The following is a 16,666-nucleotide window of genomic DNA, read 5'->3' on the forward strand; positions in this document are numbered from 1 at the left end:
GCCTACGTCGCGGGACTATCGTGGCGACCCGTGAGCACCCTCAAGGAGCAGCTGCGGGCCGACCTGACCACCGCGATGAAGGCCAGGGACGAGCTGGTCCGGACGACCCTGCGATCCGTCCTGACCTCGATCGGCAACGCCGAGGTCGCCGGTGACACCGCCCGGGAGCTCTCCGACGACGAGGTCCGCGCGGTCATCACCAAGGAGACCAAGCGGCGCGCCGAGTCCGCCCAGGCCTTCGCCGACGGCGGCCGCCCCGAGTCCGCCGACCGTGAGCGCGCCGAGGGCGAGGTCCTCGCCCGGTACCTGCCGACCCAGCTCGACGACGACGAGGTGGCCGCCCTGGCGACCGCCGCCGTCGCCGAGGTGGAGTCCGAGACCGGGGAGAAGCCCGGCATGAGGCAGATGGGCCAGGTCATGAAGAAGGCGAACGCCGCCGCGGCGGGCCGCGCCGAGGGCGGCCGCGTCGCCGCCGCCGTGAAGAAGGCCCTCGCCGCGGGCTGACCGGCCCCGCCGACACGACGGGCCCCGCACCGGTTCATCCGGAGCGGGGCCCGTCGTCGTCACCGGTCTCAGGTCGTCGGGGTCTTGCGCGTCCGGGTCCCGGTCGATTTCGTCGGCGTGGTCTTGGTCGCGGTGCTGGGGGTCGTCGTCTTCTTCGCCGCGGCGGTGCGGGTCCCGGTCTTGGCCGCGGTGCCCTTGGCCGCCGTGCTCTTCGACGCCGTGCTCTTCGACGCCGCAGGCTTGCGGGTCGTCGTCTTCTTCGCCGGGGCCTTCGCCCGCCGCTCCGCGAGCAGCTCGGAGGCCCGCTCGTCGGTGATCTCCTCGACCGAGTCGCCCTTGCGCAGGCTGGCGTTGGTCTCGCCGTCGGTGACGTAGGGGCCGAACCGGCCGTCCTTGATCACCATCTTCTTCTTCGTCGAGGCGTCCTCGCCCAGCTCGCGCAGCGGCGGCGCCGCGGCGGCGCGGCCCCGCTGCTTGGGCTGCTTGTAGATCTCCAGGGCCTCCTCCAGGGTGACCGTGAAGAGCTGCTCCTCGCCGGAGAGCGACCGCGAGTCCGTGCCCTTCTTCAGGTACGGGCCGTAGCGGCCGTTCTGCGCGGTGATCTCGTCACCGGAGTCCGGGTCCGTGCCGACGATCCGCGGCAGCGACAGCAGCCGCAGCGCGTCCTCGAGGGTGATGGTGTCGACCGACATCGACTTGAACAGCGAGCCGGTGCGCGGCTTCGGCTTGGCCGGCTTCTTCTTGGCGCCCTCGGGCACCTCGGGCTCGGGCAGCAGCTCGGTGACGTAGGGGCCGAAGCGGCCCTCCTTCGCCACGATCTCGTGGCCGGTGACCGGGTCGGTGCCCAGCTTGCGGCCCTCCTGCGGCACCGAGAACAGCTTCTCGGCGATCTCCTCGGACAGCTCGTCCGGGGCCAGGTCGTCGGGCAGGTTCGCGCGCTGGGACTCGCCGTCGACGATCCGCTCCAGGTACGGGCCGTAGCGCCCCACCCGGACGACGACGTCGTTGCCCGCCGCGTCGGCGAACATCGGGATCGAGTTCACCGTGCGGGCGTCGATCTCCTCGAGGTTCGACCCGACGAGCTTCTTCAGCCCACCGGCCCGGGCAATCTCCGAGCCGCTGCTCGCGCCGTCGGTGCCGAAGTAGAACCCGGACAGCCAGTGCACGCGGGAGTCGTCACCGGAGGCGATGGAGTCGAGGTCGTCCTCCATCGCGGCCGTGAAGTCGTAGTCGACGAGCTGGCCGAAGTGCTGCTCCATCAGCCCGACGACGGCGAACGCCACCCACGACGGGACGAGTGCGGAGCCCTTCTTCCAGACGTAGCCGCGGTCGAGGATCGTCTTGATCGTCGACGCGTACGTCGACGGCCGGCCGATCCCCATCTCCTCCATCGCCTTGACCAGCGCGGGCTCGGTGAATCGCGACGGCGGGCTGGTGGAGTGCCCGTCGGGCACCAGCTCGGTGGCGGTCAGCGGCTGGCCCTCGGTCAGCTCGGGCAGCCGGGACTCGGCGTCGTCGGCCTGCTGGCCCGAGGCCTCGTCGTCGAGGGTCTCGACGTAGGCCTTGAGGAAGCCGGGGAAGGTGATCGTGCGGCCGGAGGAGGCGAACACGACCTTCTCGCCGGCCCCCGCGGTGCCCGCGATCCGGACGCTCACGGTGGTCCCGCGGGCGTCGTTCATCTGCGAGGCGATGGTCCGCTGCCAGATCATCTCGTACAGGCGGAAGTCGTCGCCGTCGACCTCGCGGGCGATGGCACCCGGGGTCCGGAAGGTCTCGCCGGCGGGACGGATGGCCTCGTGGGCCTCCTGGGCGTTCTTCACCTTGCGCGTGTACTGGCGCGGCGAGTCCGCGACGTAGGCGTCGCCGTACAGCTCACGGGCCTGCGAGCGGGCCGCCTCGATGGCCGTCGCCGACAGCGTCGTCGAGTCCGTACGCATGTAGGTGATGTAGCCGTTCTCGTACAGACGCTGCGCGCTGCGCATCGTGCGCTCGGAGGAGAACCGCAGCTTGCGGCCCGCCTCCTGCTGCAGCGTCGAGGTCATGAACGGCGGGTACGGCTTGCGCGTGTAGGGCTTGGAGTCGACCGACGCGACCTCCATCGGACGGTCCTGCAGCCCCTCGGCGAGGCGGCGCGCCTCGGCCTCGTTCAGGGTGACGACCTCCGCGGAGCCCTTCTTCAGCTGCCCGAGCGAGTCGAAGTCGCGGCCGGTGGCGACGCGCTTGTCGTCGACCTGCAGCAGCCGCGCACCGAACGAGCGCGGGGTGGCCTTCTCCCCGGCGTCGAGGGTCGCGGCGATGTCCCAGTACTCCGCGGAGCGGAACGCGATGCGGTCCCGCTCGCGCTGCACGATCAGCCGGGTCGCGACCGACTGGACGCGGCCCGCCGACAGCTTCGGCATGACCTTCTTCCACAGCACGGGGGAGACCTCGTAGCCGTAGAGGCGGTCCAGGATGCGGCGGGTCTCCTGCGCGTCGACGAGGTGCTGGTCGAGCTCGCGGGTGTTCTCGGCGGCCGCGCGGATCGCCGACTCGGTGATCTCGTGGAAGACCATCCGCCGGACCGGGACCTTCGGCTGGAGGGTCTCCAGCAGGTGCCAGGCGATGGCCTCGCCCTCACGGTCGGGGTCCGTCGCGAGCAGGAGCTCGTCGACGGTCTTCAGCGCCTCGCGCAGCTCCGAGACGGTGCTGCGCTTCTCCGGCGTGACGATGTAGAGCGGGCTGAACTGGTTGTCGACGTCGACGCCGAGCCGCGCCCAGGACTCGCCCTTGTACTTGGCCGGGACGTCCGCCGCGCCGCGCGGCAGGTCACGGATGTGACCGACCGAGGACTCGACGACGTAGTCGTTGCCCAGGTAGGGCTGGATCTTCTTCGCCTTGCTGGGGGACTCGACGATCACCAGGCGGCGCGTCGGGCGGCCGGATGCGTTCGCCGTCGAGGTCGGCTTGCGCGTGCTGCCCCCCGACGTGCGTGCCGAACCCGTCGTTCCCGTTGTCGCTGCTGCCACGTGGTCCTACCTCATCTCCTCGGCTGCGTCGCGGTCCCTGCGACGTCGTAGCCGTTTCCCGACCCCGCACTGTTACACCGTGCGGTCCCGGAGCGTGCCGGGACGGTTGCGCTGAGCGTCTTCTCCGGGGTCGACGATCGCACGATCTCACACCGTCGTCGCCCCGTGTCGTGGCTCGTGCCACTGGGAGCGGGCGAGTCGCCAGCGTAGACCCGGCCGTGGTTCGGCAGGTCAGGCGGCCGGTCGGCCGTGGTGCCGGGGCCACTCGGTCGGGCTCGTCATCCGCGGCGCGGGGCCCACCAGTTCCACCAGTCGGGCCAGTCGGCGCGCTCCGTGCAGACGCAACGCCGGGCCGGGCGCGCCGTGTTCCCCCGGGGCGAGCCGTGCCGGGGGAAGGCCGGCCCGGGTGGCGGCGGCGATCAGCGGGCCGTGCGTCCACGGGGCCTGCGGGTCGAGCAGCAGCAGGTGCCCGCCCCGCAGGTCGGGGGTGCCCGCGGAGAGCGCCCACAGCCGGAGTGTGGCGCCGTCGAGCTGGAAGTCCGGCGGGATCCGCTTGCGACCGTCCGGCGTGCACCAGGCGCGGGCCAGCGGGACCAGGTCGCGCCGGAACGCGCTGCGCATCCCGGACGCGCCGGGGGCGAGGGTGACGCCGCGGGCCGCCGCCAGCGCGGCCAGCGCCGTCTCGCGCCCCTGGATCGGCAGCGGGACGTCGAACCGGGCCGTGTCACCGGCGCCGAACCGCTCGATCCGCCCGGGCCCGCAGAGCAGCCCGGCCAGGTCGGTCAGCCCGGCCGGCCGGGCCTCCGCGGAGAACAGCGACATCTGCGGCACCCGCGAAGCATAGAACGCATGTTCGAGCTTGCCCAGCAGGGAGCGCCGGACGGGTGACGCGGCGGGTCAGGCGGGACCGTTGATCTTCTTGAGGGCGACGCACTTCGGCGCGGTCGCGAACGCCTTGTCCAGCCGCGGGGTGGGGCCGATCTTGTCCAGGCCCTGGGCACCGGAGATCGTCCGCAGCTTCTGCTGGGCGCCGTCGAGCTTGCCCTTGAAGCCCTGGACGTCGTTCGGGTCGATCGCGTCGACGTCCTTCTTGGCCTGGGCGATCGTCGTGCCGGACCGGTCGAGCATGTCGCGCACCGCGGTCGCCCACGCGTCGCCGCCGCTCACCGGGGACTCGCCGGCCGCGGTCAGCTGCTTCTTGCCGGTGTCGATGCCGGCCGCGACCTTGCCGAGGTACTCCGACAGCCGCGTCTTGATGCCGGCGAGGTCGGCGCCGTCGTAGTTCGGCGGGGTGTTGAGCGGCTGGTAGTAGGCCAGGGTCGCGCCGCAGACCTTGTCGCCCCAGGCGACCGGGTCGGCGCCGACGCCCGCGGTCGGCCGCGGAGCCGGGTCCGCCGCGGGGGTGCCGGCCACGCTCGACGCGCAGCCGCCGGCCAGGAGCGCGGCGAGCAGGGTGGGGAGCAGGACCCGGGCGCTTCGCGCCGGGCGGGGGGTGGCCATCGTCGGGCTCCAGGGTCGGGGCCCGTCGGGGCCCGGGGCACGGACAGTGGTCGACGGTAGGACGCCGTCGCCGGTCAGCTGCTTCCACCCTCCCCGGTTGGCCCGTTCGGAGCAGCGGCGGGTGCGCCGGGCGGTGGTGTGGCGCAGGCCTGCTCCGCCGACCGGGTGAGATCTGTGCAGGTTGTCGAGGCCCGGAACGCCGAGGCGATCGCCGGGTTGCCGGTGACCTCGTCGAGGGGTCCGGTGGTGCCGCCGAGGCGGGCGAGCGGCTCCAGCGCGGCGGGCAGGTCGCGCTGCACCGCGGCCGGGTCGGCCGGGTCGATGGCGTCGACCCGCGAGCGCGCCCCGGAGAACGCCGAGCGGATCTCGCCCAGCCCGCCCTGGAGCCGTGCGGAGAGGGCCTCGCCGTCGTCGACGGGGGCCGGGCCGAGCCGGTCCAGGTCGCCCAGCGCGCCGTCGGCGGCCTGGGTGGTGCGGGTCAGGTAGTCCGAGAGGGCCCCCAGCCGCTGCGCGGGGTCCGGGGTCTCGCCGGGGGTGTCGACGGCGGTGCGGACGAAGGGCAGCACGGCCGCGCACATCGACTCGGTCCACTGCTCGACGGTCGGCCCGGAGGGGCCGCAGCCCGCCAGCAGGACGGCCGGGGCGACGAGGAGTCCGGCGAGACCTCGCGATGTCCGCATCGCTCCTCCGTCGGGGTGATCACTGCCGTCCGGCGGAGAGTATCCGAATCGTCCCGCGACGCAGGACGACCGCCCGTCCCGATGGGACGAGCGGCCGCCGTGGTCCTGCGAGGTGTCGGTCAGCCGACCGAGCTCTCGGCCGGGGTGTCGGTGATCGCCGAGGTGCGACGCTTCGAGACCACCACCGCGGCCGCGATGATCACCACGGCGACGATCGCGATGACGATCCGGATCACCGGGTTGGCGTCGGGGGTGGACAGCACCACGACCGCCGGGGCGATCAGCACCGAGACCAGGTTCATGACCTTGATCAGCGGGTTGATCGCGGGGCCCGCGGTGTCCTTGAACGGGTCGCCGACGGTGTCGCCGATGATCGTCGCCTCGTGGGCGTCGGAACCCTTGCCGCCGTGGTTGCCGTCCTCGACGAGCTTCTTGGCGTTGTCCCAGGCGCCGCCCGAGTTGGCCAGGAAGATCGCCATCAGGACACCGGTCGCGATGGCACCGGCCAGGTAGCCGGCCAGCGGGCCGACACCGAGACCGAACCCGACCGCGATCGGGGCGAAGATGGCGAGCAGACCGGGGGTGGCCAGCTCGCGCAGCGAGTCCCGGGTGCAGATGTCGACGACGCGGCCGTACTCCGGGCGCTCGGTGCGGTCCATGATCCCGGGGTGCTCGCGGAACTGGCGGCGCACCTCGTAGACCACCGCGCCCGCGGCGCGGGTCACCGCGTTGACCGCGAGACCGGAGAACATGAAGACCACCGAGGCGCCGATGATCACACCGACCAGGGTGTTCGGGCTGAACACCTCGTAGGCGAAGGCCGTCCCGGCGTCCTGCGCGGCGATGTTCACCCCGGCCAGGGCCTGGCTGATCGCGTCGCGGTAGGAGCCGAACAGCGCCGTCGCGGCGAGCACCGCGGTCGCGATCGCGATGCCCTTGGTGATCGCCTTGGTGGTGTTCCCGACCGCGTCGAGCTCGGTGAGGATGTCGACGCCCTCGCCCTCGACGTCACCGGACATCTCCGCGATGCCCTGGGCGTTGTCCGAGACCGGGCCGAAGGTGTCCATCGCGACGATGACGCCGACCGTGGTCAGCAGGCCGGTACCGGCCAGCGCGACCGCGAACAGCGACACGACGATCGAGCCGGACAGCAGGAACGCGCCGTAGACGGCCGCGGAGATGACGAGGGCGGTGTAGACGGCGGACTCGAAGCCGATCGAGATGCCGGACAGGATCACGGTGGCCGCGCCGGTCAGCGAGGACTCGCCGACGTCCTTGACCGGACGGTCCTCGGTGCCGGTGTAGTAGCCGGTCAGCTTGAGGATGACCGCGGCCAGCACGATGCCGATGACGACCGCGACCGAGGCGATCAGGCGCGGGTCGCCGGCGAGGCCGACGACGCTGGTGTCGGTCGGGTTCAGCAGCTCGCCGAAGGTGCCCGGGAGGTAGACGTAGGCGGCGACGATCGACAGCACCCCGGCGAACAGCGCCGAGAGGTAGAAGCTGCGGTTGATCGCGCGCAGGGTGTTCTCCCCGGCGCGGGCCTTGGTCAGGTAGACGCCGAGGATCGCGGTGATCACGCCGATCGCGGGGACGATCAGCGGGAACAGCAGTCCCTGCAGACCGAACGCCGCGGTGCCGAGGATCAGCGCGGCGACCAGGGTCACCGCGTAGGACTCGAACAGGTCGGCGGCCATGCCGGCGCAGTCGCCGACGTTGTCGCCCACGTTGTCGGCGATGGTGGCCGCGTTGCGCGGGTCGTCCTCGGGGATGCCCTGCTCGACCTTGCCGACCAGGTCGGCGCCGACGTCGGCGGCCTTGGTGAAGATGCCGCCGCCGACCCGCATGAACATCGCGAGCAGTGCCGCGCCGAAGCCGAAGCCCTCCAGGACGCGGGGCGCCTGGCCGGCGTAGACGAGCACGACGATCGCGGCCCCGAAGAGGCCGAGGCCGACGGTGAACATGCCGACGACGCCGCCGGTGCGGAACGCGATGCGGGTCGCCTTCTCCCGGCCGCCCGTCTCGCGCGAGGCGGCTGCGACCCGGATGTTCGCGCGCGTCGCGAGCCACATGCCCAGGTAGCCGATGATCGCGGAGAAGACCGCGCCGACGACGAAGAAGATCGACCGGCCGATGCGTTCGCCGAGGTCCTCGGCGGGGAGCGCGAAGAGCAGGACGAACACGATCGCGGCGAAGATCGCGAGCGTGCGGAACTGACGGTTGAGGTACGCCGTGGCGCCTTCCTGGACCGCGCGGCCGATCTCCTGCATGTTCGGGGTGCCCTCGCCGTAGGAGAGCACCTCCCGCAACAGGAGACCGCCGACGACCAGGGCGACGAGGGCGACCACCGCGACCACGCCGACGATGGCGAGGTCCCCGCCGCCGAGCTCGAGGCCCTGGGCGAGGTAGGTGGGCTGGGACATCCGTGTCCTCCCGGTGGAAAGGATCCGGCCGGCGAGGTCCCCGGCGGCCGGGACGGGCCGGTGTGGCTCGACCCGTCCGGGCGGCGACGGCCTCGTCGGCGTCGACTGGGCCCGGGCGGCGTCCACCGGTGACCGGGCTGGTGCAGTCTAGGAGTGTGGTGCATCCCTCAGTGCGATTGGGATCACAAGACGTAACGAACTGGCAAAAGTGATCAATCCCACACGATGTTGCGACGCAATCGGGGAACCTGCAGATCAACTGCGGTGCAACGACTTCCGCGATCCGACCGGCTGCGGGCCGGCGGTTCGGGTCGGCCACCGGGAGCGACGGCGGAGCGTTCGAACATCTGTGCCATCGTGGTCGGTCGTGGGAGCGACGGCGGAGAGCACGCAGGGCCCGGACGGGTCGCAGCGCGGGGTGGAGCTGCTGCGTCGCGTGCTGGCGGGCTCGGGGCTCGACCCGGCCCGTGCCGACACCACGTGGGCGTCCGGTGCCGCCGACACGGACGCGCCGGGGCCGGGGCCGGGGCCGGGTGCCGGGACGTTCGCCGCGCAGGACGGCTTCGACGGTCCTGACGGTCTCCTCGGTTCCGACCGTTCTCACGAATCCCGCGGCTCCGTCGACGACGGGGTCGGCGCCGTCGACGACCCGCTGCGGCACGTCGTGCGGATCCCGGCGCGGGCCGGGAACCCGGTCGACTGGCCGGGCTGGACGCCCGAGCCGCTGCGCACGGCCTGGGCGGCCCGCGGCGTGACCCGCCCGTGGTCGCACCAGGCGCAGGGTGCGGAGCTGGTGCACTCCGGCGCCGACGTCGTCGTCGCGACGGGGACGGCGTCGGGGAAGTCGCTGGTCTACCAGCTGCCGGTGCTCGCCGGGCTGGCCGAGGACCCGCGGGCCACGGCGCTGTACCTCGCCCCGACCAAGGCACTCGCGGCCGACCAGCTGCGGTCCCTCGACGGGCTCGCCCCGGACGGGGTCCGGCCCGCCGCGTTCGACGGCGACACCCCCATGGACCAGCGTGACTGGGTCCGCAGGCACTGCCGGTGGGTGTTCTCCAACCCGGACATGCTGCACCGGTCGATCCTTCCCCGGCACGGACGCTGGACGACCTTCCTCCGCCGGCTGCGCTACGTCGTGGTCGACGAGTGCCACACCTACCGGGGGGTGTTCGGCTCGCACGTGGCGCTGCTGCTGCGCCGGCTGCTGCGCCTCGCCGCGCGCTACGGCGCGCGTCCCGTGATCGTGCTCGCGTCGGCGACGGTGGCCCGCCCGGAGGAGTTCGCGTCCCGGCTGACCGGACGCGGCGTCGTCGCCGTCACCGAGGACGGGTCCCCGCACGCCGGGCGCACCGTCGCGTTCTGGGAGCCGCCGCTGCTCGCCGAGATCACCGGGGAGAACGGGGCGCCGGTCCGCCGCTCGGCCGGGGCCGAGGTCGCCCGGATGCTCGCCGACCTCGTCCTGACCGACGCCCGCACCCTGGCGTTCGTCCGGTCCCGGCGGGCCGCCGAGCTCACCGCGCTCGGTGCGAAGCGCCAGGTCGCCGAGATCGCTCCGGAGCTGGCCGCGCGGGTGGCCGCCTACCGCGGCGGCTACCTGCCCGAGGAACGCCGCGCGCTGGAGGCCGACCTGATGTCGGGCGAGCTGCTCGGGGTCGCGACCACCAACGCGCTCGAGCTCGGCGTCGACATCTCTGGGCTCGACGCCGTGGTGCAGGCCGGTTTCCCGGGCACCCGCGCGTCGTTCTGGCAGCAGGCCGGGCGCGCCGGACGGGCCGCCGACGAGGCGCTCGTCGTGCTCGTCGCCCGCGACGACCCGCTCGACACCTACCTCGTGCACCACCCGCGCTCGCTGATCGGGGCGCCCGTGGAGAGCTGCGTGCTCAATCCGGTCAACCCGTACGTGCTCGCGCCGCAGCTGGCGTGCGCGGCCGCGGAGATGCCACTGACCACGGTCGACGTCGAGGAGATCTTCGGGGGAGCCCCCGCGGTGGAGGTCCTCGACGCCCTGGTCGACGAGGGCGTGCTGCGCCGACGACCGCACGGCTGGTTCTGGCCCGACACCGGCGACGCCCCCGCCGCGCACGTCGACATCCGGGGCTCCGGGCTCGGGCAGGTCGCCGTGGTGGAGGCGGCGACCGGGCGGATGCTCGGCACCGTCGACGGCGGCTCGGCCCCGGGCACGATCCACTCCGGTGCGGTGTACCTGCACCGCGGCGACAGTTTCGTCGTCGACGAGCTCGACCTCGACGACGGCGTCGCGCTCGTCCACGCCGAGGACCCGGACTGGCGCACCGAGGCCCAGTCGGTCTCCGACGTCACCGTGCTCGAGGTGATGGAGCACCGCCGGTACGGACCGGTGCAGGTCTGCTTCGGCGCGACCACGGTGACCAGCCAGGTCGTCGCCTACCGGCGACGCACCCCGGACGGGACGGTGCTCGACCAGACGGCGCTGGACCTGCCGCCGCAGAGCCTGGACACCCGCTCGGTCTGGTACACGATCGACCCCGACGCGCTCGCCGACGCCGCCATCGACGAGGCACGCCTCCCCGGCGCACTGCACGCCGCCGAGCACGCCGCGATCGGTCTGCTCCCGCTGTTCGCGATCTGCGACCGCTGGGACATCGGCGGCCTGTCCACCGCGCTGCACCCCGACACCGGGCTCCCGACGGTGTTCGTGCACGACGGGCACCCGGGCGGCGCGGGCCTGGCCGAACGCGGCCACGAGGTGCTGGGGCGGTGGCTGGCGGCGACCCGCGCCGCGGTCCGGGACTGTGAGTGCCGCACGGGCTGCCCGTCCTGCGTGCAGTCCCCGAAGTGCGGCAACGGCAACAACCCGCTGGACAAGACGGGGGCGGTGCAGGTGCTGGACCTGGTCCTCGACGCGCTGGAAGGCGGTGCCCCGACCGGTTCGCGATGATCGCGGAACCGGACGGGGTACCACCGGCCCGCCCGTCGGGGGCGGGGGCGGGCCGGTGGCAACCACGTGCGACGACATCGGACGGGGGCGCCAGGGGCGCTCCGACGTCGTCGCTGTCTGGGGAGCGTGGTCTTCGTGGCGGGAGCGGACCGGACCCTGCCCGTCCCTGCGACTCCCAGTAGGCCCGAGTGTCGCGACGGTGACCAGATGCGGGCCGCGCGACGTCGGTGATCGGTCAGGCCCCCACGACGAAACGCGGTCGCGCTGGGACGTTCGTCGTAAGCACTCGTGATGACGGTGTGCTCCGGGGTTCGCCGTCCGTTCATCCGGGGGCGTGGACCGCTCACCGAGATCGTGATCACGTCCGGGGGAGTTCACGACGGCTCCGCGGTGGGGCCGGAACCGTCCACGGTCCCGCTCGCCGGGGGCGGGCCGGTGTCCACGGGAGCCGGGCCTGCACGTGCCCTCGCCCGCGCGGGACCGCGCAGCGGGAGCAGCCCCGACCAGGCGACCCGGGTCTCGACCATGGCGTCCCAGCCGTCGAGGCGGCAGGTCAGGAGCTCGGCGCCGTTGCGGTCGGCCAGGTCGGCGGCACGGGCGCAGGCAGCGGCCGTGCCGTCCACCGACCGGCCGGCGGCCGCGAGCGCGGACAGGTCCGCGGCGGCGGAGGCGACGTGCCGGGAGCGGGTGGCGGCGGCCAGGTCGACGCCGACGATGCCGACGAGCAGCAGCACCGCCGCCGCCGTCGCGGCCCACACCGAGGCGACGCCCGCGTCGTCGCCCCGGCGCGGAGGGGCCGGGCGGCTCATGACGCGCCGCCGGGCGGGGCCGACCCGGCTGTGACGCCGGGCCGGTCCGCCTGGGCCCCGGACCGGGCCACGCCGGTCGCGACGCCGGGTTCGACCGCGGCGCTCGCGGTGCCGCTGATCGTGACCGGCAGCAGCCCGACCGGCCGGACCCGCACCGTCACGACGACGAGATCGCCGTCGAGACGCAGCTCCGGTTCGGCCCCGGCCGGGGCCAGCTGCGCGGCCACGGCCCGGCCCCGTTCGGTGTCGCCACGTGCGGCCTGGCGGGCCAGCTCGCGGGCGGCGTCGGTGCAGCGGACCCCGGCCGCCACCGCGGCGACGGCTCCGACCGCCGCCGCGGTGACCGCGACCAGGGTGCCGAGCGCCAGCGCCGCCTCGACGGTGACCGCACCGTCGTCCTCCGCCGGGGAACTCGCCAGGCCGTTCGTGGCGCCGACGGCTGCACCCCGGGCGACGGTGCGGCGACCGCCGCGGCCGGTGCGGTGGGGGTCAGAGCGTCGTGGACAGCGCACGTTGCACGATCCCGGTGAGGGCGGCGAGGACGTCGCCGCCGCTGACGATCGCGTAGAGGAGCGCGGCGAACGCCGCAGCCGCGACGGTGCCGACGGCGTACTCGACGGTGGACATGCCGTCGTCGTCGGAGGCGAGTGCGTGCAGCCGGCGGTGCAGCTGGGAACGGGTGGGGGTCATCGGTGTCTCCTTCGTCGGGGGCCCGCGGGGTGCGGACCCGGTCGCCGCGCGGCGGTGGTCACCACCGCGCGAACGCCTCCCCGGCCAGCCCGATCACGACCGGCACGATGCCGAGGACCAGGAAGGCGGGCAGGAAGCAGAGCCCCAGCGGGGCGGTGATGCGGACCGCGGCGCGCTGCGCCCGCTCCTCGGCGAGGTCCGCCAGACCGGCGCGCAGCCGGGCCGCCTCCGCCGCGGCGGAGCGTCCGAGGACGGCACCGGTACGGGCCGACCGGCCCGCCGCGCGGGCGAACCCGGCGAGCTCGGGGACCGGGGCGGCGGCGGCCCAGGCGTCGTCGGGGTCGGCGCCCAGGGCGAGCAGGCCCGCGACCCGGCGCAGCGCCTCACCGGCCGGGCCGTCGAGCCGCCGGGCCGCGGCTCCGACGGCGTCCGCGACGGCGAGACCGGCGGCCAGACACGTCGCCAGGAGGTCCCAGGCGGCGGCCAGGTCCGCGGAGTCCACCGGCGCGGCCGGCCCGCGGGCCGCCCGCCGGGCGAGCCACAGCAGCCCGCCGCCCGTCGCCGCGCCGACGACCGCGCCACCCGCCCCGCCGAGGGCTCCGCCGAGTGCGGCCCCGGCGGGGACCAGCAGTGCGAGGACCGCCGTGCGGGGCGGCGCCGCGGCCGCAGCCGTGCCGACGACGGCACGCAGCCCGCGCAGCCGTCCCGGCCCGGGACGCCCGCCGCCGACGGCCAGGGCGAGCGCGGCGAGCCCGAGCGCGGCCGCGGTCACGTCGGCACCGCCGCACGCAGGATCCGGTCGGCCCACGCCGCCCCGGCGACCGTGAGGACGGCCCCCGTCAGCAGCAGCGCCGGCCCGTGCAGGCCGGTGCGCAGCACGGTCAGCGGCGCGATACCCATGAGCTGCCCGAGACCGATCCCGGCCAACGGCAACCCGGTCAGCACCGACGCCGTCGCCCGGGGTCCGGCCAGCTGGGCCCGCACCCGGGCGCCGTGCGCGATCCGCCAGCGGATGTCGTCGAGCAGCCCGGTGAGCAGGTCGGCGAGCGGGGCGCCGTGGGTGTCGGCGAGCTCCCAGGCCGCTGCGACCCGTTCGACGTCGCGCCGGGCGGGCCCCCGCGCCGTCCGGCGCAGTGCCTCCGGTACCGGTTCACCGATCCGCGCGGCGACGGCCGCCGGCTCGAGCAGCACGCGGGCGAGCGGCCCGTCGTGCACGTACCCGGCCAGTGCGGCCGCGGGGTGCGCGCCGGTGCGCAGCTCGTCGGTGATCCGGGCGAGCGCGTCGGCGAGCTCGGCCGCCGTCGACGCGGCCCGTTCCGCGGCGCGGCGCGCGGCGACCCGGCGCCGCGCACCCCAGGCCACCCCCGCCGCGCACACCGCACCGGCGGGGCCCAGGAGCAGCCACCCCAGCGGCGCGGCGAGCAGGGGCAACGGCGGGGCGAGCAGCCGGGCCGTCGGGAGGCCGGCCGCGGTGCCGGTCAGGGCCCGCCACCGGGATCGGCCCGGGGCCGCAGGCAGCGTCAGCACCGCCAGCGCGAGCAGGGTGGGGACCGCCACGCCCTGCGCTGTCCCGGGCAGTGTGCTCAGCACGGCACACCGACCCCGCGGTCGCGCAGCAGCGTGGCGAGCTCGTCGCGGCCCGGTCCGGCCCCGCTGCCGCGGCTCCAGGCGGCGGTGACGCGGGGGGTGCCGTCGTCGGAGCGGCCCAGCACGCCGATCTCGTCGAGCGTCCGGCCGGCGCCGGGGCGGCGTCGCATGTGCAGTACGACCTGGACGGCCGCGGTCAGCTGCCCGTCGAGCGCGGCGGGGGACATGCCGCCGAGCCCGGCGAGCGCGCGCATCCGGGCCGGGATCTCGCGGACCGAGTTGGCGTGCACGGTGCAGCCGCCGCCGTCGTGACCGGTGTTCATCGCGGCCAGCAGGTCGCACACCTCGGCGCCGCGGACCTCGCCGACGACCAGCCGGTCCGGACGCATCCGCAACGCCTGACGCACCAGCTCGCGCAGCGGCACGCCACCCGAGCCCTCGATGTTCGGCGGCCGGGCGACCAGCCGCACGACGTGTGGATGGCGCGGGGAGAGCTCCTCGGCGTCCTCGACGGTGATGAGCCGCTCGCCTGGGTCGACCGCGCCCAGCAGCGCGTTGAGCAGCGTGGTCTTGCCACTGCCCGTCCCACCGGCCACGAGCACGGCCAGCCGGGCGGCGACGATCGCGCGCAGCAGGGCCTCGCCGGTCGCGTCGAGGGTGCCGGTCCGCCGGAGGGCGGCCAGGTCGTGTCCGGCGGGGCGCAGCACCCGCAGCGAGATCGCGGTCCCGGCGGCCGCCACCGGTGGGAGGACGGCATGCAGCCGGACCCCGGCGTCGGGGAGTCTGCCGTCGACGCAGGGACTCGCGTCGTCGAGCCTGCGGCCCGCGGCGAGCGCCAGGCGCTGGGCGAGCCGCCGGACCGCGGCCTCGTCGGTGAAGGTGATGCCGGTGCGGCGCAGCCCGTCGCCGCGGTCGACCCAGACGGCGTCGGGCGCGGTGACCAGCACGTCGGTGGTCGCCGGGTCGCGCAGCAGCGCGTCGAGCGGGCCCGCTCCGGTGAACTCCTGGCGCAGGGTGCGGAGCGCGGCGAGGACGTCCAGATCGGATGCGACCCCACCGGACTCGGCCCGCACCGCCGCGGCGACGGCGGCCGGCCCGGTCTCGCCGCCGGCGTCGGCCAGCCGGGCCCGCACCCGGTCGACCAGCGGGTTCACGACGCCACCCGCCGGGGGCCGGCCGAGCCGGAGAGGCGCTCGTGCACGGCCCGGGCCGCGGTGGCGAGTGGGCCCCGCCCGGAGCCGGGGGTCCGCCCCCGTTCGAGGGCACCGGCGAGGTCGCGCTCCGGGCGCATGGTCGTGAGCAGCGCCAGCCCGAGGGAGGCGACGACCTCGTCGGGGGTGATGCCGCCGGGGGACGGCCCGCGCACGACCAGCTCCACGGCCCGGGCGTGTTCGGCGAGCACGTCGGCGACCCGGGCGGCCGCGGCGCAGGACCGCAGCCCGGCGGGGACCACCAGGACGGTCAGGTCGGCGGTGCCGAGAGCGGTGAGTGCGGCGTCGGTGGGGTAGCGGGGCAGGTCGCACACGACGGTGCCGCCCGCGCGACGCCCGGCGTCGAGGACCGCGGTGACCGCGGCCGGCTCGGGGCCGTGCGGGGAGCGCGCGCAGGACAGCACCGACAACGCGGTGCGCCCGGACCCGGCCCGCGGCAGCGCGGCGTGCAGCGACGCGGCGCGCACCCGGCCGTCGCCGACCGACAGCTCCGGCCAGCGCAGCCCGGCCTCCTGCTCCAGACTGACCATCAGGTCGAGGCCGCCGCCGAGCGGGTCGCAGTCGACCAGCAGCGCGGACTCCCCGGCCCGCGCGGAGGTCAGCGCGACGGCGGTGGCGAGCACCGAGGCGCCCGCCCCACCGCTGCCGCCGACCACGGCCAGCACCCGGCCGGCCCGCCCGTCGCCCGCCGCGCGCTCCCGGGCGTCGGCGAGGATCCCGGCCAGCCCGGCCTCGCCCTGGGGGAGCTGCACGACCCGGTCCGCGCCGAGGGTGACCGCGATCCGCCAGTCCTCCGCGGCGGGCTCGCCGGGGACGGTGATCACGACGCCGTCGCGGCGTGGGAAACCGGCCTCATCGCAGCGCCGGGCCCCGGCCCGGTCGAGCAGCACGACCGGTGCGCGGGCCCAGGCACGGCGGGCGTCGGCCGCGTCGACCGCGCGCTGGGCGTCCATGTCGGCTGCCGCGGCGAGCCGCAGCAGCGCGTCGAGCAGCTCGGGATCGTCGGCCACGATCAGGCAGCGCCGGTCCATCGCGTCGTCCTCCACACCGGCCCGCCGGTGCGGGCCCCGGTGTCGAGCGTGCGGTCCCGGGAGGGCTCCGCCGGACCCGATCGCGGGCCTGTGGACAACGTGGTGGAAACGGCCCGACCTGTGGACAACTCACCGGTTCCGTCGGTGTCGTGCGGGAGGATGGAGCACGGGGGAGGGCCCTCGCGGGCGCGCCACGGAGGAGCAGAACCGGAGCGCCGGGAGGCGGGCGACCGACACGACCGTGTCGTCCGACCCCGGACGTAGGACGACCCCCGCCAGGGGGGATTGGCGGGGGCCGTCGGGCGGTTC

The 16,666-nt window shown here is 75.2% G+C and carries 14 protein-coding genes; 2 read left to right on the forward strand and 12 right to left on the reverse strand.

Features of this window, described 5'->3' with window-relative positions; all coding sequences use genetic code 11:
• Positions 1-30 precede the first annotated feature (30 nt).
• A complete protein-coding gene (locus ZF1_RS01965) occupies positions 31-504 on the forward strand; it encodes a GatB/YqeY domain-containing protein (RefSeq protein WP_224403783.1) in 474 nt (157 codons plus the stop codon).
• A gap of 68 nt (positions 505-572) precedes the next feature.
• On the opposite strand, the gene topA is transcribed toward ZF1_RS01965, so the two are convergent.
• From topA to ZF1_RS01990, 5 genes are all read right to left on the reverse strand, one after another.
• Complete coding sequence (topA, locus tag ZF1_RS01970) at positions 573-3,509, reverse strand: type I DNA topoisomerase (protein WP_482636354.1); 2,937 nt, start codon at positions 3,507-3,509, stop codon at positions 573-575.
• 231 nt (positions 3,510-3,740) lie between these two features.
• A complete protein-coding gene (locus ZF1_RS01975; RefSeq protein ID WP_357438682.1) occupies positions 3,741-4,331 on the reverse strand; it encodes a hypothetical protein in 591 nt (196 codons plus the stop codon).
• A gap of 75 nt (positions 4,332-4,406) precedes the next feature.
• Positions 4,407-5,009: a hypothetical protein gene (locus ZF1_RS01980; RefSeq protein WP_357438585.1), complete on the reverse strand. Its 603-nt coding sequence runs from the start codon at positions 5,007-5,009 to the stop codon at positions 4,407-4,409.
• A gap of 74 nt (positions 5,010-5,083) precedes the next feature.
• The gene (locus tag ZF1_RS01985; RefSeq protein WP_357438582.1) at positions 5,084-5,689 is read right to left on the reverse strand and encodes a hypothetical protein; all 606 of its coding nucleotides are present in this window, start codon (positions 5,687-5,689) and stop codon (positions 5,084-5,086) included.
• 119 nt (positions 5,690-5,808) lie between these two features.
• A complete protein-coding gene (locus tag ZF1_RS01990) occupies positions 5,809-8,112 on the reverse strand; it encodes a sodium-translocating pyrophosphatase (protein WP_251783082.1) in 2,304 nt (767 codons plus the stop codon).
• 367 nt (positions 8,113-8,479) lie between these two features.
• On the opposite strand from ZF1_RS01990, the gene ZF1_RS01995 reads away from it, so the two are divergent.
• Complete coding sequence (locus ZF1_RS01995) at positions 8,480-11,029, forward strand: DEAD/DEAH box helicase (protein WP_357438581.1); 2,550 nt, start codon at positions 8,480-8,482, stop codon at positions 11,027-11,029.
• Positions 11,030-11,403: 374 nt separating this feature from the next.
• Here ZF1_RS01995 and ZF1_RS02000 read toward each other — a convergent pair whose 3' ends face one another.
• The 7 genes from ZF1_RS02000 to ssd are packed head-to-tail and all read right to left on the reverse strand — an operon-like array spanning position 11,404 to position 16,357.
• On the reverse strand, positions 11,404-11,838 hold the full coding sequence (locus tag ZF1_RS02000; RefSeq protein WP_357438579.1) for an Rv3654c family TadE-like protein: 435 nt from the start codon (positions 11,836-11,838) through the stop codon (positions 11,404-11,406).
• Complete coding sequence (locus ZF1_RS02005) at positions 11,835-12,350, reverse strand: TadE family type IV pilus minor pilin (protein ID WP_357438576.1); 516 nt, start codon at positions 12,348-12,350, stop codon at positions 11,835-11,837. The genes ZF1_RS02000 and ZF1_RS02005 overlap by 4 nt, the downstream gene beginning before the upstream one ends.
• On the reverse strand, positions 12,328-12,528 hold the full coding sequence (locus tag ZF1_RS02010; RefSeq protein WP_208823421.1) for a DUF4244 domain-containing protein: 201 nt from the start codon (positions 12,526-12,528) through the stop codon (positions 12,328-12,330). Before ZF1_RS02010 ends, ZF1_RS02005 begins: the two co-directional genes overlap by 23 nt.
• A gap of 58 nt (positions 12,529-12,586) precedes the next feature.
• Positions 12,587-13,300 (reverse strand): type II secretion system F family protein, encoded by a 714-nt coding sequence (locus ZF1_RS02015; RefSeq protein ID WP_357438573.1) that lies wholly within the window; start codon positions 13,298-13,300, stop codon positions 12,587-12,589.
• Entirely contained in the window at positions 13,297-14,118 is an 822-nt protein-coding gene (locus tag ZF1_RS02020; RefSeq protein WP_357438570.1) for a type II secretion system F family protein, read from the reverse strand. Before ZF1_RS02020 ends, ZF1_RS02015 begins: the two co-directional genes overlap by 4 nt.
• Positions 14,112-15,269, reverse strand: coding sequence for a TadA family conjugal transfer-associated ATPase (locus ZF1_RS02025; RefSeq protein ID WP_357438568.1), 1,158 nt, complete (start codon positions 15,267-15,269; stop codon positions 14,112-14,114). The genes ZF1_RS02020 and ZF1_RS02025 overlap by 7 nt, the downstream gene beginning before the upstream one ends.
• Positions 15,266-16,357 carry a septum site-determining protein Ssd gene (gene ssd / locus ZF1_RS02030; RefSeq protein WP_357438565.1) on the reverse strand — a complete coding sequence of 364 codons (1,092 nt, stop codon included), beginning with the start codon at positions 16,355-16,357 and terminating at the stop codon, positions 15,266-15,268. The genes ZF1_RS02025 and ssd overlap by 4 nt, the downstream gene beginning before the upstream one ends.
• Positions 16,358-16,666: the final 309 nt, after the last annotated feature.

Source organism: Pseudonocardia sp. ZF1, assembly GCF_056835605.1.

What these genes read in the sequence shown, in the direction of transcription:
- ZF1_RS01975 (WP_357438682.1), bottom strand. Translation starts at nt 4,331, where the DNA reads ATGTCGCTGTTCTCCGCGGAGGCCCGGCCGGCCGGGCTGACCGACCTG.
- ZF1_RS01980 (WP_357438585.1), bottom strand. Translation starts at nt 5,009, where the DNA reads ATGGCCACCCCCCGCCCGGCGCGAAGCGCCCGGGTCCTGCTCCCCACC.
- ZF1_RS01985 (WP_357438582.1), bottom strand. Translation starts at nt 5,689, where the DNA reads ATGCGGACATCGCGAGGTCTCGCCGGACTCCTCGTCGCCCCGGCCGTC.
- ZF1_RS01990 (WP_251783082.1), bottom strand. Translation starts at nt 8,112, where the DNA reads ATGTCCCAGCCCACCTACCTCGCCCAGGGCCTCGAGCTCGGCGGCGGG.
- ZF1_RS02000 (WP_357438579.1), bottom strand. Translation starts at nt 11,838, where the DNA reads ATGAGCCGCCCGGCCCCTCCGCGCCGGGGCGACGACGCGGGCGTCGCC.
- ZF1_RS02010 (WP_208823421.1), bottom strand. Translation starts at nt 12,528, where the DNA reads ATGACCCCCACCCGTTCCCAGCTGCACCGCCGGCTGCACGCACTCGCC.
- ssd (WP_357438565.1), bottom strand. Translation starts at nt 16,357, where the DNA reads ATGGACCGGCGCTGCCTGATCGTGGCCGACGATCCCGAGCTGCTCGAC.